Genomic DNA, 26,986 nt, shown 5'->3' on the forward strand with positions numbered 1-26,986 from the left:
AAAGTTATTTAACGGTACAAATGTGCGTCGAAAGCCTTAAAATCAAAATCGAAAATATGTTGAAACGGACAAACTTCAGGGTGAACTGGACAGTCTGTGAGTTGTGAATTGTGAATTGTGAATTGTGAATTGTGAGTTGTGAAATGCGTTTGTGTTTTTAACCGCAAAGCACGCAAAGGGTTTTCGCAAAGTACGCTAAGTTTTTTTTGAGATCAAATTAAGTTATTTTAAGTTCGCAAAGCTTTGCGAACTTAAAACGCAATCTATAGAAAAAAAACTTAGCGTGCTTTGCGGTTAAACACACAAGTATTTCAACTTGAAACTTGAAACAATTTAATTAAACTTAGCATGCTTTGCGGTTAAAAACTACAGCAACGCAGCTGTTTCAGAAATTAAAGCCTGCATTAATTCTCCCGCTTTATGGTGTTTTAAATTGCTTGTGTTTTGTCCCGACCAAAAACTAATCATATCGGTTCTTCCTTGAGCGAGTGCGGCGACTTTTAAAGGTGCTATTAATTTGGTTTGAAGAGGAAAAGGAAGTACTTCAGTTTCAAAAGGAACAGCGTCAGAGATTTTATTGCTGATCATTCTGCCCATTCTTCCTGTAAGCGATTTTGAAACTGTGGTTGGAACATTCGGATTCTTAAAAAGCATTTCTTTATGAACAGGAGCAGCGCCAGATTCATCTGTAACCATAAAAGCCGTTCCCAATTGTACAGCATCAGCGCCTAAGGTCAAGGCCGCAGCGATTCCTTTTGCATCTATAATTCCGCCTGCGGCAATAATTGGCGTTTTGGTTTTCGCTTTTAATTGCTGTACAAGAGTGAATAATCCTGTAAAAGAATCTTGCGCTGGTTTCAAAAAAGAAGGTCTGTGTCCGCCAGCTTCAAATCCTGCTGCGATAATGGCATCGACTTCGGAATCTTCTAGAGCAAGCGCTTCTTCTAATGTCGTGGCAGCGCCAATGGTTTTTATTCCGAGTTTTCGGCTTTCTTGAAGGATTTCTTTTGACGGAATTCCGAAAATAAAACTAAAAACGGCAGGTTTAAGTTCAAATAAAACTTCAACTTGTTTTTCAAATTTAGAAGGAATATTCGAAGATAAATCCGGAAGCGGAATTCCTAATTCATCGAAATAAGGTTTAAAATTCTGTTTGATCTTTTCCAGTTTTTCTGGAGGATAGTTTAGAAGACTTTTGTCAACATCATTAACCCATAAATTAATATTATAAGGTTTAGAAGTAGCGAGTTTGATTTCTTTTCCAGCTTCTCGAATTTCTTCTGGAGTAAGGGTATAAGCGCCGTAACTGCCCAATCCGCCTGCATTGCTTACAGAAGCCAATAGAGCGGCAGTTGAAAAACCACCACCCATCGGACCTTGTAAAATTGGATACTCAATACCTAGTAATTGTGTTATTTTGGTTGAATTCCACATTGTATTTAATTTACTTTAGTTGCTAATTTATTGCTTATAACCCATTTGCCATCAACCATGATAAGGCTTAAAAGGTCATAATAATCATACTCGAATATCGGAACTTGCACTTTCGCGACAGCGGTATTATTGATAATCTCTAAAGATAGGATTTTCATTTTGAATTCTTCTCCCAATTCCTGCGGACTTTTGCGGTTTTTTACGCCTTCCAAATATTGATTTACAGTTTTAAAATGAGTTTCCCCATTAAGATCAAAACCAATAATCGCTTGCGGATGAAAAACACTTTGCAATAAAGGGACATCACCGTTATAAATTCCGTTAAAATAATTCATAAGCACAGCTGTAATTAAAGCCGCGTTTGTAGCAAAATTTTCCATGATTTAAAGTTTTGAAGTTATCAAATGCTGTGTCCAGCAACGTGACCGCCATCTAAATTAATGATTTCGCCCGTTACAAAATTACTTTCAGCCAAATAAAGAGCCAATTGCGCTACGTCGCTAGTTTCTCCAATTCGTTTCAATAAGTGCAATCCTGCTAAACTATCCGCATTATCTACACCTGTTTTAGCTTGAAGCGGACTTCTGATAATCCCTGGAGCAATCGCATTTACGCGAATATTGTTTTTTCCGAATTCAGCGGCAAGCTGTCTCGTAAAAGCATGAACACCGCCTTTGCTTGAAATTGGAGCAGTAGCAGGAAATCCGTCGATGGCGTGATCTACCAGAACAGTTCCTATATTAATGATTGATCCTTCGCCTTGTTTCAGCATTTGTCGTACAGCAGCTTGGCTTGTAAAATAAGTTCCTTTTAAATTAATGTTTAAAAAACGATCCAAGTCTTTTTCTTCAACATCTAAAAAAGATTGCGGCTGAAAAATTCCAGCATTGTTGATCAATACATCGACACTTCCAAAACGTTCTAAAGCAGTTTGAACTAATTTTTTTCCTGTTGCCGCAAGGCTTACATCACCTTGTATCATCGCTAATTGGCTATGATGACCTAATTCTTTAAAAGTGTTTTCAAGGTTCTGCAAATTAGCAGAATTGATGACTACATTGTAGCCTTTTTCTAAAAATAATTGAGCTATCGATTTACCGATGCCTGTTGAGGCACCGGTTACTATAATTGTTTTCATTTTTCTAATTTTAAATTATTTCTTTTGAGCTGTAATGCCTCTTTCGCGCAATACCGAAACTTGTTCGCCTGCAAATCCCCAATCGTCTAAGTCTATTTCCTGAATTACGATGTGTGTAAGGCTAGGATCTTTGTCTAAAACATCTGTAATTAATTGCGTAATTCCAGATATGAGTTGCTGTTTTTGTTCTCTTGTAACGCCTTCACGAGTTACTTCAATTTTTACGTATGGCATGATTTCTAGGAATTAAGCAAGTTTTGCTGTTAGATTTACATCCAATTCAAATTCGTTGTAAATCAAAGTGTCTCCAAGATTGGTGAAGAAATTTCCAGAACGGAATTTCATATCATATTTGGTGCGGTCAATGATGATTTTGCCTGAAGCTTTTAAGTCGCTTTCGTTTCTTTTTACTTCTAAATTAAAACCAATTGGATGTGTAATGCCTTTGATAGTAAGATTTCCTTCGATGAAATAATCTGAAGAAGATTGTTTAGAAACAGCTTTAATGTCTAAAGAAGCAGTTTTGAATTTGTCTATAGAAAAGAAATCATCAGAAGCCAAATGTCCTGCAAATTGTTGATTTGTAGCGGGATCGGTAACGTCAAGAATTACGATAGAAGTAGTGTCGATAACGACATTTCCGCCAGTAAGTTCGTCATTAGAAAAAGTAAAATTACCTTCTTCGATATTAATTGTTCCATTGTGTTGTCCAGTAACTTTTTTCCCAATCCAGTTTACTTGACTTTCAGTATTCGAAATTTTAAAATTTTTAGTTTCCATTATTCTGTATTTTAAATTGTTATTAATTTATAGTACAAAGTAATGGCGACATTCAAAATTGATTACGTGATGTAGATCACATTCGTCAATGCGGTTTGGAAGCGTTGTACAATCGGCTTAAAGTTTCTCTGGAAACACCAAGATAAGCAGCGATCAAATGTTTTGGAACAGTATTGTATAAAGCAGGATATAGGGAAAGCAATTCTTCGTATCTCGTTTTCGTGTCATTATTCATAAAAGAAAGCAGTCTTTTCTGAGAAGCGACATAACCGCGATTGGTTCTCCATCTAAAAAAATGTTCGACTTCATGTATTTCGCTGCAGATTTTTTCTCGATCCTGATTGGAAAGCGAAAGAATTTCAACATCCGATATACAATCTACATTAATAGTAGCTTTGGTTTGATTGTAAAGCGCCGCATAATCAGAAGCCCACCAAGTCGGCATCGCAAACTGCAGAATATACATTTTGACTTCATCATTAACATAAAAGGATTTCAAACAGCCCGAAATAACAAAATACTCTTTGTCAACTTCTTGACCTTCACTAATAACAGTTTGCCCTTTCTTAAAAGTTTCTGCTTTAAAATGCGAAAAGAAATAATCAAACTGTTCGTCAGTTAAGGAAACAATTTTTGAAACATGTTCTTTTAAAAGATTTTTGGCATCCATCGCAGCAATTTTAATATCAGTAAAAGTAATAAATATTAAAAGGGTCGGAGCCGATTATTTTTTTATCGTTTTTAAAGTAAGAAACAAAAAAGGAAAGCCTGTTTTTTCAGTAATGAAATTTTACGGTTGAGTCGTTAAAAATGATCATTCGGTTATATAAAAAAAGGTTGAAGCTTTTATTTAAGCAATTTTGCTAGAAAGCTTAATTATATATTTATGAATTCACCTCTTACTATAATCGCCGCAACAAATTTTTCTGCCATCGCCACTAATGCTGTTAATTATGCAGCTGGACTTGCAAAAGCTACGGGCGCAAAATTGGTTTTATTTAATTCATTTTCGTTGAGTGTGCACAGTGCAAACTCGCATATAACTGCAGATGCCATGCAGAAACAGATTGAAAAAGCAATTTCTAGACTAGAAAATTTGGCTAAAGAAATAGGAGATTCGTTTGCAATTGAAACAGCAGCTATTTGTACCTATTCTTTTTTGGAAGATGAACTTCCGAAAATTATTGCAGCAACAAATGCTGATGTTGTAGTAATGGGAATGGCAGAACGTTCTTTTGAGCAGGAATTATTAGGGAATTCGACCACAACCGCAATTAAGAATTTACATATTCCAGTTCTGGCTGTTCCTGAAAATGCTCGTTTCTTAAACATTAAAAAAGTATTATACGCTTGTGATAGTTTGAGTTTTTCGGCTATAAAGAAATTCAGCTGGATTAAAAATGCTTTGGGTGATTTTGGAGCTGAAATCGAGTTTTTTAGTGTAGACGAAAAATTAGATGATTTGAAAGAAGAACAGCACAGAATTTTAATGAATTCGAATATCGAAAAAGAATTTGAAGACGTAAAATATCTATATAAAACCGTAAGATCGAATGCTGTTATTAACGAAATTAAAAAAGAAATTAATAATTATGAAGCTGATTTGCTGATTATGGTGCCTCAAAAATACGGTTTTTGGGATTCTTTGGTTCACAGAAGCAAAACTAGAATTCTAGCAACCGGACTTGATATCCCATTATTGTCTTTTCCGAATTATTAAAGATTAATTTGATTTAAAAATAATGACATAAAAAACGCAAGCTTTTTTTGAAGAAATTTTATCAAAAGAAATTTTAACAGATTTTTTTTGATTTTAGGGATTTTATAATTTTTAGTGCTTGATGTCGAATTTCAAAATTATATCTTAACAATTCAGATAGTTTTGTTAATTATTCTTAATTGTCTGCTTGTTTCATATTTTTTTAAATTAATTTTGTGGCACTCTAAAAACTTAAATGCAAATAGGTTTTTTATCAGTATGACAATAGCTGTAATTGGGAATTATTTACAAACTGAAACAGCATTGTATAATTTTAAAATTAAAATAAATTAAAGATTTTACACCAAGTACTACCGAGAAAACCCTAGGTGTAGATTTTAATTTATTTTAATTGGATTTTGTATAATGTTTTTAGCTTGTTCAGATTTTAAAATAATATTTCTCAGAAAAGCTATTGTTATCAGATTTAAACGGCTTTTAAGGAATACAATTATTGTTTCCTGCATCGGTTGTAAACGACTGTAAAAGGAAAGAAAAAGTAGTAAGCATTGGGTTCTAAGGGTACAAAGCTTAAAAAAACAAAAAACAATGAGCGCAGTAATTACAGCTATAGGTGGTTTCGTACCATCATCAATTCTGACCAATAAAAAGATTTCAGAAACAGTTGATACATCGGAGGAATGGATCATCAAAAGAACTGGAATTAGAGAACGTAGAATCGCAGACGACGACACAGCAACATCTGACCTTGCCGCAGCAGCGATTGAAAATCTCTTCGAAAATTATAATGTAGATCGAAATGAGATTGAGGCTTTGCTTGTAGCAACAGCAACTCCAGATCACATTTTAGCACCAACAGCCAGTATTGTCTGCGATAAAAGCGGACTTACAAATGCTTTTGGTATTGATATGAATGCAGCATGCAGCGGATTTTTATATGCGTTGGAAATGGGTGCAAACATGATTGAAAGCGGACGTTATAATAAATTAATCATCGTTGGAGCAGATAAAATGAGCTCTATCGTAGATTATGAAGACCGTAATACTTGTATTCTTTTCGGAGATGGAGCAGGAGCAGTTTTGTTAGAAAAATCAGAATCTGAATACGGTTTAATGAAAACGATTCTAAAAACTGACGGAAGCGGTGTTTCTTCTCTAGCTGTACCAGCTGGAGGTTCTAGAAATCCAACTTCTATGCAGAGTCTTTTACATAGAACACATTATCTAAAACAAGACGGAGCTTTTGTATTTAAAAGAGCCGTTGCAGCAATGAGCCAAGTTTCGCAAGATGCTTTGGTGAAAAATGATTTAGAAGCAACTCAAATTGACTGGGTTGTGCCACATCAAGCTAATTTGAGAATTATTAATGCTGTGGGCGAAAGCTTAAATATTGATTCAAATAAAGTTAAAGTGAATATTGATCGTTACGGAAATACAACATCAGCAACAGTTCCGTTGTGTTTATGGGATTTCAAAGACGATTTTAAAGAAGGACAAAATGTATTGATCACTACTTTTGGAGCAGGATTTTCTTGGGGTGCAACGTGCTTGAAATGGGGCGTTATGCGTGAGAAAAATCCAGTTGCTATTATAAATGCAGACAACAAAGAAGAAGGTGTTCTTGTTGAACACTAATAAGATAGGATTTTTCAATTTTTACAGTTGAGGGAATAAATGGGTAGAAAGAACCAAAATAAAAAAACAGGCAAGAATTTTTTCTATAAATACTACAGGATTATAGTAATTCCAGCCGTTTTTTTGGTCTATCTTTCATCCTATTATTTTCTAAATCCGTACCGAAATTTTGAAGAGGAAGGTTTGCTCGATTTAGATCAAACCTTCGATATCTTCATTATTTTGCTTTATTGTGCCATCCTTACAGAACTGACTCTGTTTGTTGGACGAAAATTAAATTACTACATAAGCTGGGAGCAAAATCCAGCATTTAGAGCGATAGCACAATTTATTTGTCTTATTGCAGGAAATATACTTTTAAACTATTTTTTCTCCTGCCTTTGGGATTATTTATACCCATGTACGGCTTTGCAAGAAAATGATTTAGTTACCATTTGGCAGTCTAAAATTATGGCGGCGATTATTTCGCTTTTCATAAGCGCCATTCATACGGGAATATTTCTTTTGAACAGATGGCGTCTAAATGCTATAGAAACTGCCGAATTAAAGATAAAAGCCTCAGAACTTCAAGAAGCGGTTACACGTTCGAAATTGGAGTCTCTTAAAATGCAGTTAGATCCGCATTTTGTATTTAATAATTTCAGCACCTTGACAGAGTTGATTTATGACGATCAGAAAGAAGCGGCTTCGTTCTTAGAAAATATAACGAGAGTATATCGTTATATGATCTCCAATTCAAATAAAGATACGATTACAGTAAAAGAAGAAATCGAATTCCTTAATGCTTATTTTTATTTGTTGAAGAAAAGATTGGGCGAAAAAATCGATTTGAAAATCGAGGTTGATGCTACTTCGCTGGCACTTCATTTACCGCCTTTAACATTGCAGTTATTGGTAGAAAATGCTGTAAAACATAATATGGCAACTTTAGCCAATCCGCTGACGATTACTGTTTTCTCTGATTCTGGAGATATTGTTGTTCGAAATAATTTGCAGCGAACTGCAGGAAAAAGCTTTGTTTCAACTGGAATTGGAAATAAAAACATTGAATTCCGCTATAAAATTTTATCTGAAAAAATGCCAACTTTTAGCGAATCAAACGGTTATTACGAGGTACGTCTGCCATTAATTTAAGAGTTATGAAAATTTTAATTGTAGAAGATGAAAGTATTAACGCCAGCAGGCTAAAAAGACTGTTGGAAGAGCTAGAATCCAATTGCGAAATTTTAGGCATTATTGATACGGTTGTCGATACAGTCGCGTGGCTAAAATCAAATCCATGTCCAGATTTGATTACAATGGATATCCGCTTAGCTGACGGACTAAGTTTTGCTATTTTTGATGAAATCGAAATCAATTGTCCAGTAATTTTTACCACGGCTTATGACGAATATGCCATTCGTGCTTTTAAGGTAAACAGCATCGATTATTTGATGAAACCAATTCAAAAAAATGAGTTGGAATTTGCCTTAACAAAATTCAAATCCCTAAATAAAAACGAATCCAGCGTAACCAATATCGCAGGAATTCTAAAAGAACTGATTGAAAAACCAGTTTTCAGAATGCGCTTTTTAGTGACGTACCGTGACGGCTATAAAAGCGTAGACGTTTCAGATATCGACTTTATATATTCTGAATTTAAAACCAGCAATTTATTTCTTAAATCTGGTGTAATTATTTCCATTCCGCAAACTATGGAAGAACTGGAACAGGAATTAGATCCGAATCTTTTTTTCCGTGCTAATCGCCAGTTTTTCATTCGTGCAGAAAGCATCAAATCTATTGCAAATTACTTCAACGCAAAATTAAAAATCCAACTAAAGCTAGATCCTGAACGCGAGGTGATCATAAGCAGGGAAAAAACACCTTTCTTTAAGCAGTGGATGGATCGATAGATTTAAGTTGCTAAGGTTCTGAGATGCTAAGATTCTAAGTTTTTTTTCTTGTCGTAAAGTCACTAAGTTTTTTTTCGCCACGAATTCACGATTTTTTTTTGCTACGAAGGTGCGAAGTTTTTTTGCCACGAATTTCCGCTAATTTTTTCCTCTATTTACGATGTTTTACGCTCATTTTGTCAATTTCGACGAAGGAGAAATAAAAATTCGAGAAATTATCTCGCCAGTATTTCACACAATAATTTTAATTAGAGAAAATTCGTGAATTCGTGGCAGAAAAAAACTTAGCGACTTTGCGTCTTAGCGGCAAAAACAAACCCCGTCCGTTTCGGTGTCGAAAAATGTCGTTTGGGTAACTTTCTTCCCTAAAAAAGTCCTTTTCTGCTGTTATTTTGCGCCCAAATTTGAGGTAATTCATTTAAAAATGAAAAGTAAAATGACAAAACAGTTTTTTAAAAATAATAAAGCAATTGGCAGAATTGCAATTTTATTGATAACTCTTTCCCTTTTTTCATGCGGGAAAAGCGGAGATGCGCAAATGGCTCCTCCAAAGCCAGAAGTTGACTTTCTTCAGACCAATTCAGCAACAGGAGAAGTAGAAAAAAAATATCCAGGAACAGTCGAAGGTGCTGTAAACGTTGATATAAAAGCCCAAGTTTCAGGCTATCTTGAAGCGATTTATGTAAAAGAAGGAGATTACGTAAGCAAAGGACAATCTCTTTTTAAAATTAAAGGTGATGTTTACGCCGAACAAGTAAACAACAGCCGTGCAGCGTATAAAAGCGCTTTGGCAAATCAGGCAAATGCAAAACTGGAAGTAGAGAAAATCAAACCTTTGGTTGAAGGAAAAGTATTCTCAGACATGCAGCTAAAAACAGCACAAGCCAATTACGAAGCCGCAACTGCACAAGTAGCACAGGCTAAAGCCGCTTTAGGATCATCTCAGATTAATGCCGATTTCTCTTTGATTAAAGCTCCTGTAAGCGGCTATATTAGCCGTATTCCAAACCGAATTGGAAATTTAGTAACGCCAACAGATGCCGTTCCGTTGACTGTTCTATCGGAGATTAATAGCGTCTTTGTTTATTTTTCGTTGACAGAAGCCGATTATTTAGCCTTTTCGAAAGATGCTAAAAACAATCAGACCGTAAGTTTAATTATGGCTGATGATAGCGAATACGATCAAAAAGGAAAACTGGAAGTTGCCAGTGGAAATATCGATCGTGCAACAGGAACAATTGCATTAAAAGCCATATTCCCAAATCCGAAAAAGCAATTGCGTGCGGGAGGTTCTGCGAGAATTGTGTTGAACAAAAGTTTATCGTCTGTAATTACAGTTCCGATGGCAAGTGTGAAGGATATTCAAGATAAATTCTTTGTTTTCATTCTAAAAGACGGAAACAAAGTAGCCATGGTTCCAATTGAAATTGCTGGAAGCGCTGGAGTAGATTATTTCGTAAAATCTGGATTAAAACCAGGAGATAAAGTAGCACTGAATTCTATCGATGTACTTTATGATGGAATGGAAGTCGTTCCAAAAATCGCTGCTAAAAACGCAAGCAGTAAATAATTTTTCATTTAATAAAATAACATTTCCATGTTAAAGAAAATAATAGACAGGCCAGTATTGGCCACAGTTATCTCTATTGTACTGGTTATACTGGGGATTATAGGTCTTACCCGATTATCTGTAACGCGATTCCCAGATATTTCGCCACCAACCGTTATGGTAAGCGGTTCTTATCCAGGAGGAAACAGTGAAACCGTAATTCGTTCGGTAGTAACGCCTTTAGAAGAACAGATTAATGGAGTAGAGAACATGCAGTACATTAAATCGACTGCAAGTAATGATGGATCTTTTTCTATCAGTGTAATTTTTAAACAAGGAATTGATCCAGATCAGGCTGCGGTAAACGTTCAAAATAGAGTACAGCAAGCGACTCCAAAACTGCCTCAAGAGGTTATCCGAATGGGATTAACGACTTCGAAACAGCAGAATAGTATGATTGTTATTTTCAACTTGTATACAGATGATAATAGCAAATACGACGAATTGTTCTTGCAGAATTACGCGAATATCAACTTAGTTCCTCAAATGAAACGTGTTCCAGGAGTTGGACAAGTTCAGATTTTCGGACAGAAAGATTATTCGATGCGTGTTTGGTTGGATCCGCGTAAAATGGCAAATGCAGGTTTAGTGCCTTCAGATGTTACGCAAGCCATTGCAGAGCAAAGTTTAGAATCGGCTCCAGGTAAATTGGGAGAAGAATCTAAGGCGGCTTTAGAATATGTAATTCGTTATAAAGGAAAAAAGAACAAGCCCGAGCAATATGAAAATATTGTCGTCAAAAATGTTGGCAGCAATGTTTTAAGATTGAAAGATGTTGCACGAGTTGAATTTGGTTCTATTTCATACAGCGGTGATAATAAATCGAACAGTAAAAATGCTGTTACGATGGCAATTTTACAAACTTCGGGTTCAAACGCTAACGACATCGAAATCGGAATTAATAAAGAGGTGGAACGACTGTCTAAATCTTTTCCTCCAGGTATTAAATACGTTAACGTAATGAGTACCAAAGATAGATTGGACGAAGCAACAGGTCAGGTAAAATCGACTTTATTTGAAGCGTTTATTCTGGTATTTATTGTAGTGTTTATTTTCCTTCAGGACATTCGCTCGACGATTATTCCAGCGATTGCAGTACCTGTAGCGATTGTAGGAACGTTTTTCTTCCTTCTAGTTTTCGGATTTACGATTAACATCTTAACACTTTTTGCCTTGGTATTAGCCATCGGAATTGTGGTAGATGATGCGATTGTCGTCGTCGAAGCCGTTCACAGTAAGATGGAAGAAGATCCAGAAATTTCAGCTAAAGATGCTACACACGGTGCGATGGCAGAAATTACAGGAGCGGTAATTTCGATTACTTTGGTCATGTCTGCCGTATTTATTCCGATCGGATTTATGACAGGATCTTCAGGAATTTTCTACAAACAATTTGCTTATACATTGGCAATTGCGATTATCATTTCTGCTGTAAATGCCTTAACGCTAACGCCTGCATTATGTGCGCTTTTGCTAAAGAATCATGGTGGAAAGCATGGTGATCATCATGAGAAAACAACTTTTAAAGAGCGCTTTTTCGTTGGATTTAATTCAAGTTTCGACAATTTAACGGGAAGATATATTAAAGGCGTTCGTTTCTTAATTGGAAAAAAATGGATTGCTGCCGGTTTAGTAACTGGAATCACAGCTATTGCGGTTTACATGATGATGTCAACTCCAAAAAGTTTCGTTCCTCTAGAAGATGACGGATTCATGGTGTACAGTTTATCTATGCCTCCAGGAACAGCGTTGGATCGTACAACTGCAGTGGTGGAGAGAATGGAGAAAATATTAGAAACAGAAAAAGCTATTGATGTTAATACAAGTATTACAGGATTTAACATTTTGAGTAATAGTGCCAGTACAGCTTACGGTTTAGGATTTATCAAGCTAAAACCTAAAAAAGAAAGAGGTGAAGTTAAGGATATTGATGAAATTTTAAATAGCGTTACAGCCAAATTAGCTGCAATTAAAGAAGGTCAGGTTATGGTTTTCAGAATGCCTCCAGTTGAAGGATTTGGGGTAACAAGTGGTGCTGAGATCGTGTTGCAAGATAGAATGGCAAGAGATCCAGAAACTTTAAAAAAGATGTCTGATAAAGTGATTGCTCAAATTATGCAGCAGCCAGGTGTTCAATACGCTTACACGACTTTTAGAGCCGATTATCCGCAATTGGAATTGGAAGTTGATGAAGACAAAGCGCGCCAAATGGGGGTGAATGTAAAAGAACTTTTAGGAAACATTCAAACTTATTTTGCAGGAGATCAATCTTCAGATTTTACCCGATTTGGTAAGTTTTACAGAGTTAATGTAAAAGCTGATGGTATTTTTAGAATGGACGAAGATGCGTTTAATGAGATTTTCGTAAGAAATGCTGACATGCAAATGGTTCCAGTAAAATCGATTGTGAAATTCCACAAAGTGTACGGTCCAGAATCGGTGAATCGTTACAACCTTTATAATTCGGTAAATATTACTGCGATGGCTTTGCCAGGTTATAGTAACGGACAAATTATGGGGAATCTAGAGCAAGTTTTAGATAAACTTCCATCTGACTACAGTTACGAATGGACCGGTTTAAGTTTAGAGGAAAAAGCAGGAGGAAGTCAGACAGTTGCCATTTTTGGGTTATGTCTATTGTTTGTATTCTTCTTGCTTGCAGCTCAATACGAAAGTTATTTATTGCCTCTTGCGGTATTGCTTTCTATCCCGACAGGAATTTTAGGAGCTTTTGCCGGAATTAAAGCAGTTGGTTTGGACAACAATATTTATGTTCAGGTTGGATTAATCATGTTGGTCGGACTTCTCGCGAAAAACGCCATTTTGATTGTCGAATTTGCTTTACAAAGACGTCTTGCAGGATTAACGATAATCGAAGCTGCGATTGAAGGATCAAGATCAAGGTTACGACCAATTATCATGACTTCGCTAGCTTTTATTGTAGGTATGATTCCGTTGATGTTTGCTTCTGGAGGAACTGCAGTTGGAAACCGATCAATCAGTGTCAGCGCCGCAGTAGGAATGTTTAGCGGTGTTATTCTAGGAATTTTTGTGATTCCGTTGCTTTTCATTGTATTCCAATATTTACAGGAAAAAGTATCAAGGAAAAAAATCGCAACTCAAGTTCAAACGATAAAAGAATAAGAATGAAAACAGTATATAAAATAGGAATGGTTTTACTTACCGGAGCGGTCATGACGTCGTGTGTGGTAGGGAAAAAATATTCTCGTACAGATTTACAAGCTCCAGAAAAATATCGCGAAGAAGTCGCGGTTACTGGAGACACGGTTTTACTTCCGTGGAAAAGCTATTACAAAGATCCTTTATTGGTGGCTTTGATTGAAAAAGCTTTAGTCAAAAACAATGAAGTGATCATTGCCATGAAAAGCATGGAACAGCTCGACCTCAGTTATAAACAAGTCAAATTATCGTTATTACCCACATTAGATTTCGATGCTGGAGCGAGCCGTTCTTATCCTTCTAAAAATTCACTAAACGGATCTTTAAGCCAACAATTTATTGGTAAAGATTATATGGATGATTACAGTGCGAATCTGCGTCTTTCTTGGGAAGTTGATATTTGGGGAAAAGTAGCAATGCAGAAAAGAGACGCTAAAGCAACTTATTTTGCTCAAAAAGAGAATCTTTCGGCGTTAAAAACTCGAATTATTGTTCAAGTTGCGCAATCTTATTACAATCTTTTAGGATTGGATGAACAGCTGAAAATTGCAGAGAAAAATATCGAATTGAGCACGAATACTTTGGGCATGATGGAATTGCAGTACAAATCGGGTTCGATTAGTTCGTTGGCAGTTAATCAGACTGAAGCTCAGAAGAAAACTGCTGAGTTGCTAGTGCCTTTAGCGAAAGCGAATATTGCGGTTCAAGAAAATGCTTTACAGATTTTATGCGGAGAATATCCAGATAAAATTGAAAGAGCAGGAAATATTGATGCGGCTGAAGTTTCAGTACTTTTTCCGTCAGGAATTCCAGCTTTGCTTTTAAGCAGAAGACCAGATGTAAAAGCTAGCGAATATGCGGTTATGTCTGCCAATGCCAAAACAGGATTGGCAAAAGCAACGATGTATCCAACTTTAAGTTTAAGTCCGTCAATTGGAATAAACTCTTTTGAATTTGACAATTGGTTTAATTTTCCAGGTTCGGTTACCAAAACGATTGCAGCCAATTTAGCACAGCCAATTTTTAGAAAAAAAGCTTTGCGAACGGCTTATGAAGTTGCTGTTTTAGAACAAGAAAAAGCAGTTGTGCAATTCAAACAATCTTTTATAACGGCAGTTGGCGAAGTGAATGACGCGACGTCAAGATTAAAATATGCTGACGAACGTATCATTTTAGCGAAAGATAAAGCAGAGTCGTTAGAAAAAGCGACTTCCGATGCTTCTTTGCTTTACAAAAGCGGAATGGCGAATTATCTAGAAGTAATTGCAGCTCAGAACAGTTCGCTTCAAAACGAATTGGATCTGGTAACAATAAAACTCGAAAAACTGAATGCGGCAATTAACCTGTACCGTGCTTTAGGAGGCGGAGTAGAGTAGTACTTAATTTTTTTTAATTCACCATTTCTGTAAGCAATTATGGAGATGGTGAATTTTCTTTTGAATTGATCATACTGGTTTATGGACAAAATTACTTTTACCCGATCAGAACTTTATACTTTGGTTTGGAAATTTCCAATTCCGCAGATTGCAAAACATTATGAAATTTCCAGTATGGGAATTAAAGATGCTTGTGAAAAAATGAATATTCCGCTTCCTAAAAACAGATATTGGATTGGACCAGGTTATAAGAGAAAAAATGTTCCGCCGCTTTCATTAGATTTTAAAGGAAATAATGAGATTGCAATTTTGAAAAAAACGTACGAAATGCAATTTAGAATTCCTTCAAATTCTACGCCTTTATTGGATTTGGCTCAAAGTATAAAAAACGATGTTCATGCTCCGTTGACCATTAGCGATCAGCTGGAAAATCCGCTTGAGATTATTTTGACCACAAAACAATATTGGGAAAATAAAATTTCAAATAAAGATATTCAGCCAGATGTGCTTGAGATTCTTAATCTAAATGTTTCTGAAGAAAGCAGAAATCGAGCTTTACTGTTTATGAATACTTTTATAAAACTCATTCAATATCGCGGGCATGAATTTAGAAAAGGTCTTGATGGTTTGGAAACTATTGTTTTTGAAAACGAAAATGAAATAAAAATAGATTTAAGAGAAGCTCAGAAAAGAGTAACCAAAAGCGGTTTAAGAGAAACTTCTGGTTACATTTTTACTGGTGATTTTATTTTTAGAATTTCAAGAGGATCCAATAAAAGAGAGTGGCGTGACGGAAGGATTTCTTTAGAAAATAACCTCGCCTTAATCATGGCGAAAATAGAATTAATGGCCGCTGAAAACTAGTTTTTTTTATCTAAAATCCTTTTTGAAAACCAATTGAAAACTAAGTCCATTTTCATTTTTAATAGATAAATCACCTTCAAGCGTATTGCTTAAACCGTATATAAGCGTCATTCCAAACGAATTGCTATTTTGCAATTCTTCGATATCGGGTATTCCAATTCCGTTATCAGAAACCTCGAGCCTATAGCAATTTTCCCTTATTTCAGATAAACAAAGTCGAATGACGCAATTTGAATTTTCCTTAAAAGCGTATTTTATCGAATTCGTTATGATTTCGTTAGTAATTAATCCGACAGCAATTGCTTGAGAAATATCCAATTCTATTGAAGCAATTTCAACTTCAAAATGAATGTGTTCCGCATTGAAAGATTCTTTTAAATATTCGACCAATTCATTGCAGTAATCGGGCATATTAATCATAGAAACATTATCTTCCTGATATAATCTCTGATGAATCAGCGACATCGCATAAATTCTGTTTTGGCTATTTTTAATGGTAGAAATAGCCAAATCATCTTTCAAATAAGAAGATTGCGAGTTCAGAAGACTAATTACTGTTTGAAGATTGTTTTTTACACGATGGTGAATTTCCTTCAAAAGCCATTCTTTTTCTTCAACCAAACGCTCCAATTTTACATTTTTAAGCTTGATTTCTTTTTCTTTTAATTGCAGTCGGCTAGTATTACGCTGTTTGATTTTAGCTCTGTTGTACAATAAAATAATGATAATCAGCAATAAAAATAAACTGCTGATAGAAATGGTGTTTAAAAGTCTGGACGAATGCAATTCACGTTTCTGAAGATTGGTCTGCTGCTTTAAAGATTTTATATTCTGTACTTTAGCACTAGTTTCGAACCTGAATTTCAAATTTTCATAATCACGGTTTTTACTAATGTTATCCATCGAATCCTGAATTCGATTATAAATTTCCATATGCTTCATGGCAGAAAGGTAATTTCCGTTTAGCGAATCAATTTTAAATAGAGCAAGCTCTAAATTGTGACGGCTGTAACCTTCTGTACTATTAGCTTTTGAGATAATTCGATCCGTAATTTCTTTTGCTTTATGAGGCTTATTAATCTTGACATAAAACAAAGCCATGATCGAGTAGCAGTCTGCAACATCTTTGATTGTTTCTGGTGAATTTAATCTTTCTGCAAAAAATTCAAGTTTTTTATAACTGGCTTCGGCTTCTTTTAATTTTCCTAACTCTTCATAACAGCGCGCCTTAAGCTGATTTAGAATCATATTATCCAAATTGTTTTTTGGCGGATATTTTTTAGAATTGGTTTCCAGATATTTTAAAGCTTCAGAGTATTTAGAATTATCCATTAATGATCTTAAAGCGCCAAAAAAACTTTTATACCAAGTTCCTGCATTAATTTCTCTTTGATTATACTCAATTCCCTTCTGATAATATTTAATAGCATCGTCATAATAGCCTGTGCTGTTATAAACGTTGCCTAGGCGTATGTAAAAGCTATCTGCAAAAGCATAATCTTTCGTTTTCTCCATCGAACTAACGCTTTCCAAGGCATAATAAAGTGCATTTTTGTAATTGTTGTGGAATAGTTCAATATACGAAATAGTGGTTTCGGTATACTGTGTGTATAGAAAACCATTTTTTTTCTGAAGATTAAGGCTTATAAGCAATTCTTCTTTTGCCAATTTCATTTTGCCAGTCCAAAAATGCACAGGAATTATTTTCATGTAGGTTTCAATCTCTTTTTCTTTGTTGCCTGTTTTTTTATAAATAGCTAAAGCCTCGGCAAGAATAACCGCTTTTTCTTTATTGCTATCAGGCATAAAAGTACCTTGGTTATCAATTGCTTCTGCTAATAATTTCTCATTTTGGGTTTTTCTTGCGGCATTAACTAATTGCAAAAAAATTGTGCTGCTCAATTGCGGTTTGTCTGCTTGGTAATAATATTTGGCAAGTAGAAATTTAGATTGAAAATACCACTTTTGAATTTTGGTTTTTTCTGCCAGTTTTTGAGCTTTATTAATATACAAAAGCGCATTTTTGAGATCATCTTTTTTGGCACCGGCTTTAAAAAGGTAAAAACTCCCAATTTGCAAAGACAATTTAATTTGATCGACTGTATTTAATCTTGGCAATAGCAATTCTGCTCCGCGAGCATAATTATTGGTGATTAAATTATTTCCTGGAAAGTTGGATCCGTCATTATAACCTTCGTCGTTGGCAAGCGTGTACGGAAGTTTGTTCGCCTTGCATGCTAAAATCATTGCACTGTCAATATCTATAGAACCTTGGCTAACATTTCGAAGATAAATAGCAACGTTATGCAGCATCAATCTATTTTTCTGAAGCTTAAGTTTATTGCCTTCATTTTGACTGAAAAAAGGTGTGGTACAAAAAGTTAGTAAAAGTAAGAAAATTACTTTTTTCATGTTTTGGAGTGTTTGGAAGGGTAAAGCTAATAGTTTTAAAAGTGTTTAGAAAACATTTTATGCCATATTTTTTTGCTTCGAAAAAAGGATTATGTGATGAAATAATTATAAAAAAAAGCCGCCTAGAATCTAGACAGCTTTTCTAAAATATTATGTTTGAGAAGTCAGCTTCAGTTTTTACTGCTCTGAAATTTCTTTTAATTTGTCCATCGCTTTTGGATAAGTAGTATTGAAATAATCTAAATATTCATCAATAGTGTCCATTTCTACGGTTACGGTTGTAACGCCGTTATTTTCCTCAAAAGTGTAATTTTCATGTCCGCCGGCCCATTTTTCAACTTGTTCGCCTGTGGTTACTTCGGTATCTCCATCCAAAAAACCGTAATGACGAATGGAAACAAAATCAGCAGGTTTATTTTCTGCAATTTCCGAAACCATTCCGGCTTTATTACCGTTTTCATCTGTTCCAACAAAACGGATTTTACTTCCTTTGTCCCAACTGCCTTCATAAGTAGAAGTAGGGTTAAAAATTGCTACCCAATATTCATAAGTGGCTTTGTCCTTTAAGCCGAGCATCGTTTCATATACTTTTTGAGCAGATGCATTTATTTCTTTTTTGAATTTTAGTTTTTGCATGGCTTCTATATTTTAAAAGTTTATAAATTAGTTTGATATTCAGTAACTTAATTTTTTGCAATCACTTTATTGGCGTTAGTTTTTATTCATTTTTCGTTCTGGTAGAATGTAACATTTCTAATTTCCATCCGTTTTTTGTTAAAATTGGGGTCGCACTTTCTAACCAATACATTTTGCTAGTTTTATCATCAAAAGAAAATACAGCTTGGTTTTTGTATGCAATCCATGCCATTTTGTTTAAGATCTTAATTTCAATAACTTCAATTGAGTTTACTCGTTTCGGAATCGGTTTATCAAGTATGGCCCTTTTTAAATAATTTGCAATAGAGTCATTGTTCCATATTTCTCCATTTTCTAAAAGAAGAAAATCTTTTGTGTAGTATTTGTCAATTTTTTTAGCATCTAATTTAGATCAAATTTCGTCAAAAGATTCAATAATTAATTGTTTTATTTGCGCTTTGTCGGTTTTGGTTGCGCTTTGTCCGAATGATAGTGTTGTAAAACATATCATAAAAATTGAGGTAATGAGTTTTTTCATTTTTTTGATTATTAATGATAGTTCAGCTGCTAGCGCGGAGATTATATATTATTCAATCGAGATATCTTTACTTTTAGTTACTTTAGGAATATAAATAAGATAATCATAACCCTTTATAGTTCTTGATAAGTATACATCATCGATTTTTAGCTTGTTTTGTAAAATAGATTTTTTTAAAGGTCTTAAATCAAAACAGTACCATTGTTCGTCTTTTGCCAAATTTAGAAAAGATTTAAAACTAGACTCATCATCTTTATCTTCTCCTTTTCCGATAAGCATTATATGTAACGATTTTCTAAAATGTGCATCTTCAATATTAGAAATTAAGTTGCCAATATCATAAATATCAGTTTTTGTTAATATAGTTTCACCTTTTGGCAGATGAACCGCACCAAATTTGAAAAGATTTTTTTTGTTTTCCCAATCCGGCATTTGGTTTACTAAGATGTTTTTCATCAGTTGAATCCTCAAGACATGATTTCTATTACTATAAATTTCTCTGCTTAACTTTAGGTCTTCAATTTGCTTTCGCTCTTTGTCAGAAAGTTTTAATGTTAACAACAAATTTATTTTTTGAAGGCAATCTTCTGAAAGCATATAGTACTTTTCCAAACCATCTTTAGACGCAAGTAGTTTGGAATTATGAAGCATTTGCTCATATATTTCAATCACTTTTTTATTTTTAGAACTTTCTTTTAAATTTGAAATTATCATTTGATCTGCAAAAATGCTAACTTGTTCAACACCATGTATTTTGGTATTACGTTTTACTAAATCCTTAAACAGAGTAAATTCGGGATCATACTGTAAAAAAGAAAAGTTTGAACTATATTCTTTAACAAAAAGATCAAGTTTTTCATTAGGTAAAGACTTAATTTTTGTTTCAATTATATCTACTGAATAAGGATCGACTTCAAGAAAATAATTGTCAAATTTAACCTCATTGGTAATCGCATTAGTGAAATAAGGAACTTCGTTTGTAAAATGAGTTTCTCCCAGCAACACGCAATTAGTTTGTTTTATTTCGTTTAGTAAAACATCCCATCCTTTTCCTTGAAAAGAAATGTTTTTATCAATTTGGAAAGGAAAAACATTTTTTTGAACTAAACTGTCTAGTAATATGTTTTGAGCATAATTACAATTTGCAATGAACAATGTAAGAAGTACGAATTTTATTTTTTTCATTTTGTATTATCTTGTTTATTTAAATTGACTTATAATCTTTTGTTTTGGCTATTTCTACTAATTTTTTTGACTAATTTTCATGTCTGCAACTCCCTGATAGTTTATATGAATTTCAAAAGTCGTTTTATGTAAGCATTTTTTTTTGGAATATAACTCAACATTCACCAGCGAGACGCTTGCGGCAGCGGAGGATCAAAAATACCAAAAAGCTCTACTATGAATTTTTTTATAAACATATTCTTCATTAAAAGATTCAATAAAATAGTCGGCCGTTTCGAGTCCAAAGCCTTCAATATTTTCCTCCAGAAATTCTTTATTCGCTGCTATATACTCTTTTGTTGGTTGAAGACCCAATGGATAAAAAATCATTTCACCGTCAAATCCACACCAAGTGTCAAAGTCAACCATTTTAGCTTTCAAAATTAAATGAAGATCAATTGCATCTTTATTTTTGCTGGCAAAGTAACTAAACGTTAAAAGATCTTCGCACATACAATCAAATTCTCCTAGTTCATGATCTCTTCTGTAAGCAATGGCAGTTTTTAATAGATATCTTGATAGTTCGGTATTTTTGTAATTTTTCACATAACCAACAAATTCATCTCTTTCAGGGTGGTCACTGTAAAGTAACAACTTCTCAAAATTTGCTTGGTCGATTGTCTTTTTATTATTGAATTCTGAAATTATTCCTTCTACAAATGGCGTGCGAAATACTTCAGGAATTGAAAATTTCTTTTTTAAAGCGTTGTTGACTTCAATTATGGATTCATTCATTACATAAAACCATTCGCTTCCACTATCAATTTTCGTTTTTTGTTCTTTTACAAAAGCGGTAATATCTTGGATTGATTTTATGTACTCGTTATTGAATTTTTGCAACGCCTCATTTTTAATTCCGATTTGAACGGCTCTACGTTTTAGGTTTTCTCCTTTAAAATTGTGGTCTGGATCCCACTGAATCCTTACATCGCTATTGCTTAGATTTTCTCGCCATGTTGATTCATCTCCGTATGATTTGTCGTAGCTTGTCAAAACACCATCAGCGAGAAGTTCTTCGAAACCTTCAAAAGTCATCTCAATAGCTAAAATCCGACTTTGATTGCTATCTTTTTCTGCCCAATCACTTCTGTACATCATCCACAAAAAGTTAGGCTTTATCCAAGTCATTCTCTCGAAGCTGTAATCTGTTCCTCCGAATTTTTGATTTTTTATGGCATAATCTGCAATGCTATCATTGAATGCTTGATATACAAAAATATTGGATCCACTTTTCTGTCCTAGTATAAAATTTCCTTCTTGCGGAAGTCCTTTCTCATAGCTATGATGTTGAATTGTCTTTAGGTTCATTTTTATTAAGATTATTATAAAATGCATATCAAGTTCTTCAAAAGTTTTAATTTCTGATAATTTGATGTGCTATTCAAGTTTATTTTTGTTTTATTGAGCAGATAATCCTAACACTGTCAGCACGGATTTGTAAATCCGCGCTATCGGGTTTTGGGATTAAATTAAGTTCATTATTCGGATTTGCTAAAATCATTCAAAATACAAAATCATCTTTCCATTAAGTCTATTGCCTAAATCCATTGCAGTAGCTGTTGGCGGTAGTTTTTCTCTTTTTAATTGGTTTGCTTTTTATATGGATTTTTAATTTTACTTAATAATTCGGTTGCTTTTTCCAACGAATAGTATGTATTTATTAATTGAATAAACATATTGTAATTTCCGATTTCGTTTAAATCATAATATTCTATAACATTTTTCCCATTATCAATTAACTTTTTCATTGTAAATTTAATAGTTAGAGAAACTATTGACGATAGTATTCTTGTTTCTAAGTCTCTTAATTCAGCGTAACTAGAGAATATAAAGTCTCCGTTTTTAAAGTTGTCTGAACGATACCAATGCTTAAAATCATTCCAATTACTTTCATCAATAATTTTTGCATTTAATTCTTTTGTGATTGGAATTTCAGTTATCAAAAAGTCACTTCTTTGTCCAATATATTTTGAAGCATATTTTCCTCTTGTCCCTGGAAAATGCATCATTCTTATCGGACCAATTGCAATTCCTGATTTATGAATATTTTCTAAATTGTATTTTGTTTTTGCTTCTTCGTCAACTAAATTATATACGTAAATAATTCTACCATCAAATTCATAAAAATCTGTAAAATCATAAACTTCCGCAAAACCATATCCTTGATTATGGTCAAGTTTAAATCTATATATTTTCCCTGAATTTTCTTTTATCATCTCAATTTTCTCAAAATTACCGCCAACTTGTATATACTCGCTACAAACGACAATACATCCGAAAACAGGTGAATTGTCGCTATTTAATAATTTGCAAGTAAATATAAGAAGTTTTACTACAAATCAAAGCCCTTACAAATCATTGAACAAAAAAAGCCATCCCAAATCAGGACAGCTTTTTCAAAATAGTTGTGTTATTCGGGATGAACCCAGTTTAGCATTTGAATTAGTTTATTTTAACCAAATGTTTTTCAATCGCTTCTCTTTGAGACTCATATTGAGCTGGAAGTTTCAAGTTTTGACCTAATTCTTCTAAGCTTTCGTCTACTGTAAATCCAGGATTATCTGTTGCAATTTCAAACAAAACTCCTCCTGGTTCTCTGAAATATAGTGAGTGGAAATATTGTCTGTCAATTTGCGGCGTAATCTGTAATCCGTAGTCTTCGATTTTTTCTCTGAATTTCATTAAGATTTCATCATTCTGTACACGGAAAGCTACGTGGTGAACAGTTCCGTTAGCATTTAAACCTCTTTTTTCTTCAGGTAATTCTACCAAGTCAACGATAGCAGCATTTTCAACTGCATCTGTAGCATAACGGTAACGGTTTACATCCTGATCGATCAATTTATAACCAAAAATATCAGTTAAGATTGCAGCAGTTGCTTTGATGCTGTTTAAAGTCAAAGTAATGTTATGAAAACCTTTTGTAGCTACATCAGCTTTTACTTCGTCAGTTTCCCAAGCTTTTCTGTTATCGTCTGTTTTAGATTCGATTAGCTCCAATTTTAATCCGTCTGGATCTAAGAAAGTCAAATATTTTTCACCGAACTTTTCAGCTGGTTTGTTGTAAATTACATTGTATTGCTCGAAACGTTTTTGCCAGAAATCAAGGCTTCCTTTTGGAACAGAATAACCAATTTCAGTTGCCATTCCAGAACCTTTTCTTCCTTGCTGAATTCCAGCTCCCCAAGGGAAGAACGTTAAAATAGTTCCAGCGCTTCCTACTTCGTCACCAAAGTAAAAGTGGTATGTTCCTGGATCGTCAAAGTTCACCGTTTTTTTAATGAATCTTAATCCTAAAACTTTTGAATAAAAGTCAAAATTGCGTTTAGCGTCACCTGCAATTGCAGTAATATGGTGTAAGCCTAAAATTTTATTTTCCATGGTATTTTTATATTAAATTGTTGTTTGATTTTTCTTTTACAAATTTACGGCGGTTATGCTTCTGCATCGATTAACCTAGATTAAGAAATAAAACTGCACTGTTTTTTGAATATCAAGAGTGATCCAAATAACATTCCGATTTTGAAAAGGTTTAGAAAACAAGGCTTTCGATGAAAAAGTAAATTTTTGAAAATACGATATATCGTAATTTTATGATTTGAAAATGGCATATTTAGAAAATCGATAGTTATTTACTAAATGCGATTCCTTATTTTTACGCTATCACCCGCCAAAATACCAACAAAAAAATGCCGTTTATGCAAAAACCTACAGATAAAGCAGCTATAACAATAGACAGATTGCAGGAAAGAGAAAATGAGCAAATGCTTATTATGTCTATATGTACGGCACTTTCTCGGGTTTTAAACAAAGACGAATTTGGCGCTCTTGTTGACGGAATATTAAAAGATAATTTCCAATTTGACGACTTTATTTTAACTTCTTCAGATGAAAGCAAAGAGGAATATTTCATTTTCCATTCAAAAGAGATAAATACAGATTCAAAAAAGTACACTACAAAGGATGGCTTTTTTGATGAATGTATCAATTCTGCCGACATTGTCTCCTTCGATTTATCAAATTCAAAGAATCCAGATTATATTCAGAACATTTATAAAAAGGGTTTTAAAAATGCAATCGGAATTGGTCTTCCTTATATAAAAGGAAATCGAAATGTGCTTTTTCTTTTCTTTAAAAATCCCAAAACTTTCAACAGAGAATCTAATCGTATTTTAAGAGGAATTGCAATGCAGCTTTCTATTGCGCTTAGAAACATTATGCTGACAGAGCAAAATGAAAGCATTCTTACCGAATTGGAATTATTGAAGAAGAATATTTCAGGAAAAAAGAAAGAAAAAAACAGTCACAAGAACGAAGGTTTTCATGGAATTATAGGATCTAGCGATGCTATGAAAGAAGTTTACGAATTGATTTCGCAAGTGGCAACTTCAAATTCTACTGTTTTAATTTTGGGAGAAACTGGAACAGGTAAAGAACTCGTAGCTAGTGCAATTCATGAGTTATCTGAGGTTTCAAACAAAAAAATGATTAAAGTCAATTGTGCTTCGATTCCCGAAAATTTGATCGAAAGTGAATTATTTGGACATGAGAAAGGTGCTTTTACTGGAGCTACAGAACAAAGAATCGGTAAGTTTGAACTAGCCGAAAACAGTACTATTTTTCTAGATGAAATAGGAGAGTTGCCATTAGAATTGCAAGGGAAACTACTTCGTGTTTTACAAGAAAAAGAAATTGAAAGAGTGGGCGGAAACAAAAGCATAAAAGTGAATGCTAGAGTGATCGCTGCAACTAATAAAATACTTGAAAAAGAAGTTTACGGCGAGCGTTTTAGAAACGATTTATATTTCCGATTGAATGTTTACCCAATCAAGCTTCCTGCTTTGCGTGACCGAAAAGAAGACATTCCTGTTTTGGGGCATTTTTTCTTGGAAAAACATGCCACAAAAATGGGGAAAAATGTAAAACGGTTTTCTAAAAAAGTACTTAACAGCATGATGGCCAATGCATGGCCTGGAAATGTACGCGAACTTGAAAATATGGTAGAAAGGAGCATTTTGTTTGCCAAAGACGAAAAGATCAAAGAAATGATTTTTCCTGAAATTATAATTACTACTTCTAATACTTTAGTAAATGATTTTTATACCAAAACGCTTCAAGAAGTAGAGAAGGAGCACATTCTAAAAGTCATAAAAAAGTGCAACGGACGAATTTCTGGTCCGCAAGGTGCGGCGGTTTTACTTGGTTTGCCTTCTACAACATTGACTTCTAGAATGCGTAAACTAGGAATTAAAAAAGATCATTTTTTAGATTGATGTTTTTTGAAAACGTGAAACTTTGACAAAGTTCTCGCGAAGAATTATTAAATTTAAACACATAGAAACATAGTTTTGGTTTGTGAAAAAAGGCGTTTCACTTGCAATATTTCACATAGAGCTATGTGTTAGAAACTAGTTTCTTTTTGTAGCCTTTTCAAGATTAAAAAAATCTATGTTTCTATGTGTTTTAAAAAAAAAATCAACTTTGTCAAACTTTCAAACTTTGACAAAGTACAGCAGAAACTTGAAACTTGAAACTTGAAACAAAGTCTTTAAACCAACTTTATAAAAATAGATTTTCTTAGTTTAGGTTCAATGTTTTTAGTTTTGTGACCTTTTCCTGTGGTATCTTCTACAAGTAAAATAGAACCAGTTGGGAACGTTCTTTTTTCTCCTAATGAAGTTTCAATTTCTACGCCTCCTTCCAGCAAAACAATATATTGGCGATCGGGAGCGTTATGAAAATCGTAATCATAAGAAGGACTGACTTCTCTAAAAACGATCGATTTTACAGGCTCATCATCCGACAAAAAACCGATATCGCCATTATTTTTCAACGGAACTTCAAAATCTTCAAAATGACTTTCTCCGTTGGCATCGCTGTAAACACGAGTTATCGTAAACATTATTTTTTATTGAAAATTAATGCATTGGCACAATTTATTTCGTCTTGACTAATGGTATGTCCCATATTTGGGTAGATTTTTTTAGTCACATCCGCGCCCATTTTTTCCATAAGCGTTTCAGTTTCATTGACTCTTTCAACAGGAACGTGAAAATCTGGATCGCTTGTTCCGATAAAAACTGGTGTATTTTCGAAGTTTCCAGAATAATGGTTTTCATACACTTTATCACCAATTAATCCTCCTGTGAAAGCTACGACTCCGCCATATTTTGCTGCATTTCTGGTCGTAAATTCCAAAGCAAGACAAGCGCCTTGAGAAAATCCTAAGAAATAGATGTTTTCTTTTTCGATTCCGTTTTGCTGTATCGCTACGACAACTTGATGTATAGCTTCTATTGATTTTGAAAATGAGGGTTCATTTTCGTCCAAAGGAGCTAAGAAAGAATACGGATACCAAGTTCTGTTTTCTGCCTGAGGCGCAACTAATGCAAAATCATCAACTTTAAGATGTTTTGCAATCGAAAGAATATCATGAGCGCTAGCACCGCGTCCGTGAATCATGACCAAGGCTTTTTTAGCTTCATTTAAAGGAATACCATCTGTTAAAATATCTGTATTCATGTTGTTTTGTTTTTTTAATTATT

Annotated in this window: 24 protein-coding genes; 9 read left to right on the forward strand and 15 right to left on the reverse strand. The window is 34.1% G+C overall.

Going from position 1 to position 26,986, the window contains the following annotated elements:
* Positions 1-366 precede the first annotated feature (366 nt).
* From QLQ96_RS15325 to QLQ96_RS15350, 6 genes are all read right to left on the reverse strand, one after another.
* On the reverse strand, positions 367-1,434 hold the full coding sequence (locus QLQ96_RS15325) for an NAD(P)H-dependent flavin oxidoreductase (protein WP_482491485.1): 1,068 nt from the start codon (positions 1,432-1,434) through the stop codon (positions 367-369).
* Between the two features lie 5 nt (positions 1,435-1,439).
* On the reverse strand, positions 1,440-1,814 hold the full coding sequence (locus tag QLQ96_RS15330; protein WP_482491486.1) for a nuclear transport factor 2 family protein: 375 nt from the start codon (positions 1,812-1,814) through the stop codon (positions 1,440-1,442).
* A gap of 20 nt (positions 1,815-1,834) precedes the next feature.
* Positions 1,835-2,572 carry an SDR family NAD(P)-dependent oxidoreductase gene (locus tag QLQ96_RS15335; RefSeq protein WP_482491487.1) on the reverse strand — a complete coding sequence of 246 codons (738 nt, stop codon included), beginning with the start codon at positions 2,570-2,572 and terminating at the stop codon, positions 1,835-1,837.
* Positions 2,573-2,587: 15 nt separating this feature from the next.
* Positions 2,588-2,806, reverse strand: a complete 219-nt coding sequence (locus tag QLQ96_RS15340) for a tautomerase family protein (protein ID WP_482491489.1) — start codon at positions 2,804-2,806, stop codon at positions 2,588-2,590.
* A 12-nt stretch (positions 2,807-2,818) separates the two neighbouring features.
* Positions 2,819-3,352: a YceI family protein gene (locus QLQ96_RS15345; RefSeq protein ID WP_482491491.1), complete on the reverse strand. Its 534-nt coding sequence runs from the start codon at positions 3,350-3,352 to the stop codon at positions 2,819-2,821.
* 85 nt (positions 3,353-3,437) lie between these two features.
* Positions 3,438-4,022 carry a Crp/Fnr family transcriptional regulator gene (locus tag QLQ96_RS15350; RefSeq protein WP_482491493.1) on the reverse strand — a complete coding sequence of 195 codons (585 nt, stop codon included), beginning with the start codon at positions 4,020-4,022 and terminating at the stop codon, positions 3,438-3,440.
* Positions 4,023-4,238: 216 nt separating this feature from the next.
* On the opposite strand from QLQ96_RS15350, the gene QLQ96_RS15355 reads away from it, so the two are divergent.
* The 8 genes from QLQ96_RS15355 (at position 4,239) to QLQ96_RS15390 (ending at position 15,631) form a co-directional block, all read left to right on the forward strand.
* Positions 4,239-5,072 (forward strand): universal stress protein, encoded by an 834-nt coding sequence (locus QLQ96_RS15355; RefSeq protein ID WP_482491494.1) that lies wholly within the window; start codon positions 4,239-4,241, stop codon positions 5,070-5,072.
* Positions 5,073-5,660: 588 nt separating this feature from the next.
* A complete protein-coding gene (locus QLQ96_RS15360; protein WP_482491495.1) occupies positions 5,661-6,707 on the forward strand; it encodes a beta-ketoacyl-ACP synthase III in 1,047 nt (348 codons plus the stop codon).
* A 39-nt stretch (positions 6,708-6,746) separates the two neighbouring features.
* Positions 6,747-7,841 carry a sensor histidine kinase gene (locus QLQ96_RS15365; RefSeq protein ID WP_482491497.1) on the forward strand — a complete coding sequence of 365 codons (1,095 nt, stop codon included), beginning with the start codon at positions 6,747-6,749 and terminating at the stop codon, positions 7,839-7,841.
* A 5-nt stretch (positions 7,842-7,846) separates the two neighbouring features.
* Positions 7,847-8,602 (forward strand): LytR/AlgR family response regulator transcription factor, encoded by a 756-nt coding sequence (locus tag QLQ96_RS15370; protein ID WP_482491499.1) that lies wholly within the window; start codon positions 7,847-7,849, stop codon positions 8,600-8,602.
* A gap of 436 nt (positions 8,603-9,038) precedes the next feature.
* Positions 9,039-10,172 (forward strand): efflux RND transporter periplasmic adaptor subunit, encoded by a 1,134-nt coding sequence (locus QLQ96_RS15375; RefSeq protein WP_482491501.1) that lies wholly within the window; start codon positions 9,039-9,041, stop codon positions 10,170-10,172.
* A gap of 27 nt (positions 10,173-10,199) precedes the next feature.
* Entirely contained in the window at positions 10,200-13,355 is a 3,156-nt protein-coding gene (locus QLQ96_RS15380) for an efflux RND transporter permease subunit (protein WP_482491502.1), read from the forward strand.
* Between the two features lie 2 nt (positions 13,356-13,357).
* On the forward strand, positions 13,358-14,767 hold the full coding sequence (locus QLQ96_RS15385) for an efflux transporter outer membrane subunit (protein ID WP_482491503.1): 1,410 nt from the start codon (positions 13,358-13,360) through the stop codon (positions 14,765-14,767).
* 81 nt (positions 14,768-14,848) lie between these two features.
* Positions 14,849-15,631, forward strand: coding sequence for a hypothetical protein (locus QLQ96_RS15390; RefSeq protein ID WP_482491505.1), 783 nt, complete (start codon positions 14,849-14,851; stop codon positions 15,629-15,631).
* Between the two features lie 6 nt (positions 15,632-15,637).
* Here QLQ96_RS15390 and QLQ96_RS15395 read toward each other — a convergent pair whose 3' ends face one another.
* From QLQ96_RS15395 to QLQ96_RS15425, 7 genes are all read right to left on the reverse strand, one after another.
* Positions 15,638-18,043, reverse strand: coding sequence for a histidine kinase dimerization/phosphoacceptor domain -containing protein (locus QLQ96_RS15395; RefSeq protein ID WP_482491506.1), 2,406 nt, complete (start codon positions 18,041-18,043; stop codon positions 15,638-15,640).
* Between the two features lie 177 nt (positions 18,044-18,220).
* A complete protein-coding gene (locus tag QLQ96_RS15400; RefSeq protein ID WP_482491508.1) occupies positions 18,221-18,679 on the reverse strand; it encodes an SRPBCC family protein in 459 nt (152 codons plus the stop codon).
* Between the two features lie 82 nt (positions 18,680-18,761).
* Positions 18,762-18,911 carry a hypothetical protein gene (locus tag QLQ96_RS15405; protein ID WP_482491509.1) on the reverse strand — a complete coding sequence of 50 codons (150 nt, stop codon included), beginning with the start codon at positions 18,909-18,911 and terminating at the stop codon, positions 18,762-18,764.
* 354 nt (positions 18,912-19,265) lie between these two features.
* On the reverse strand, positions 19,266-20,402 hold the full coding sequence (locus QLQ96_RS15410) for a hypothetical protein (protein ID WP_482491511.1): 1,137 nt from the start codon (positions 20,400-20,402) through the stop codon (positions 19,266-19,268).
* Positions 20,403-20,594: 192 nt separating this feature from the next.
* Positions 20,595-21,749, reverse strand: a complete 1,155-nt coding sequence (locus QLQ96_RS15415) for a DUF4291 domain-containing protein (RefSeq protein ID WP_482491512.1) — start codon at positions 21,747-21,749, stop codon at positions 20,595-20,597.
* A 272-nt stretch (positions 21,750-22,021) separates the two neighbouring features.
* Entirely contained in the window at positions 22,022-22,657 is a 636-nt protein-coding gene (locus tag QLQ96_RS15420; RefSeq protein ID WP_482491514.1) for a hypothetical protein, read from the reverse strand.
* Between the two features lie 226 nt (positions 22,658-22,883).
* A complete protein-coding gene (locus QLQ96_RS15425; protein WP_482491516.1) occupies positions 22,884-23,822 on the reverse strand; it encodes a ring-cleaving dioxygenase in 939 nt (312 codons plus the stop codon).
* Between the two features lie 317 nt (positions 23,823-24,139).
* Here QLQ96_RS15425 and QLQ96_RS15430 point away from each other — a divergent pair, with 317 nt between their 5' ends.
* Entirely contained in the window at positions 24,140-25,714 is a 1,575-nt protein-coding gene (locus QLQ96_RS15430; protein WP_482491518.1) for a sigma-54 interaction domain-containing protein, read from the forward strand.
* A gap of 275 nt (positions 25,715-25,989) precedes the next feature.
* Here QLQ96_RS15430 and QLQ96_RS15435 read toward each other — a convergent pair whose 3' ends face one another.
* Together QLQ96_RS15435 and QLQ96_RS15440 are read right to left on the reverse strand one after the other, a co-directional pair.
* The gene (locus tag QLQ96_RS15435; RefSeq protein ID WP_482491519.1) at positions 25,990-26,343 is read right to left on the reverse strand and encodes a cupin domain-containing protein; all 354 of its coding nucleotides are present in this window, start codon (positions 26,341-26,343) and stop codon (positions 25,990-25,992) included.
* Complete coding sequence (locus tag QLQ96_RS15440; RefSeq protein WP_482491521.1) at positions 26,343-26,963, reverse strand: alpha/beta hydrolase; 621 nt, start codon at positions 26,961-26,963, stop codon at positions 26,343-26,345. Before QLQ96_RS15440 ends, QLQ96_RS15435 begins: the two co-directional genes overlap by 1 nt.
* Positions 26,964-26,986: the final 23 nt, after the last annotated feature.

The organism is Flavobacterium sp. B167r (genome assembly GCF_056824315.1).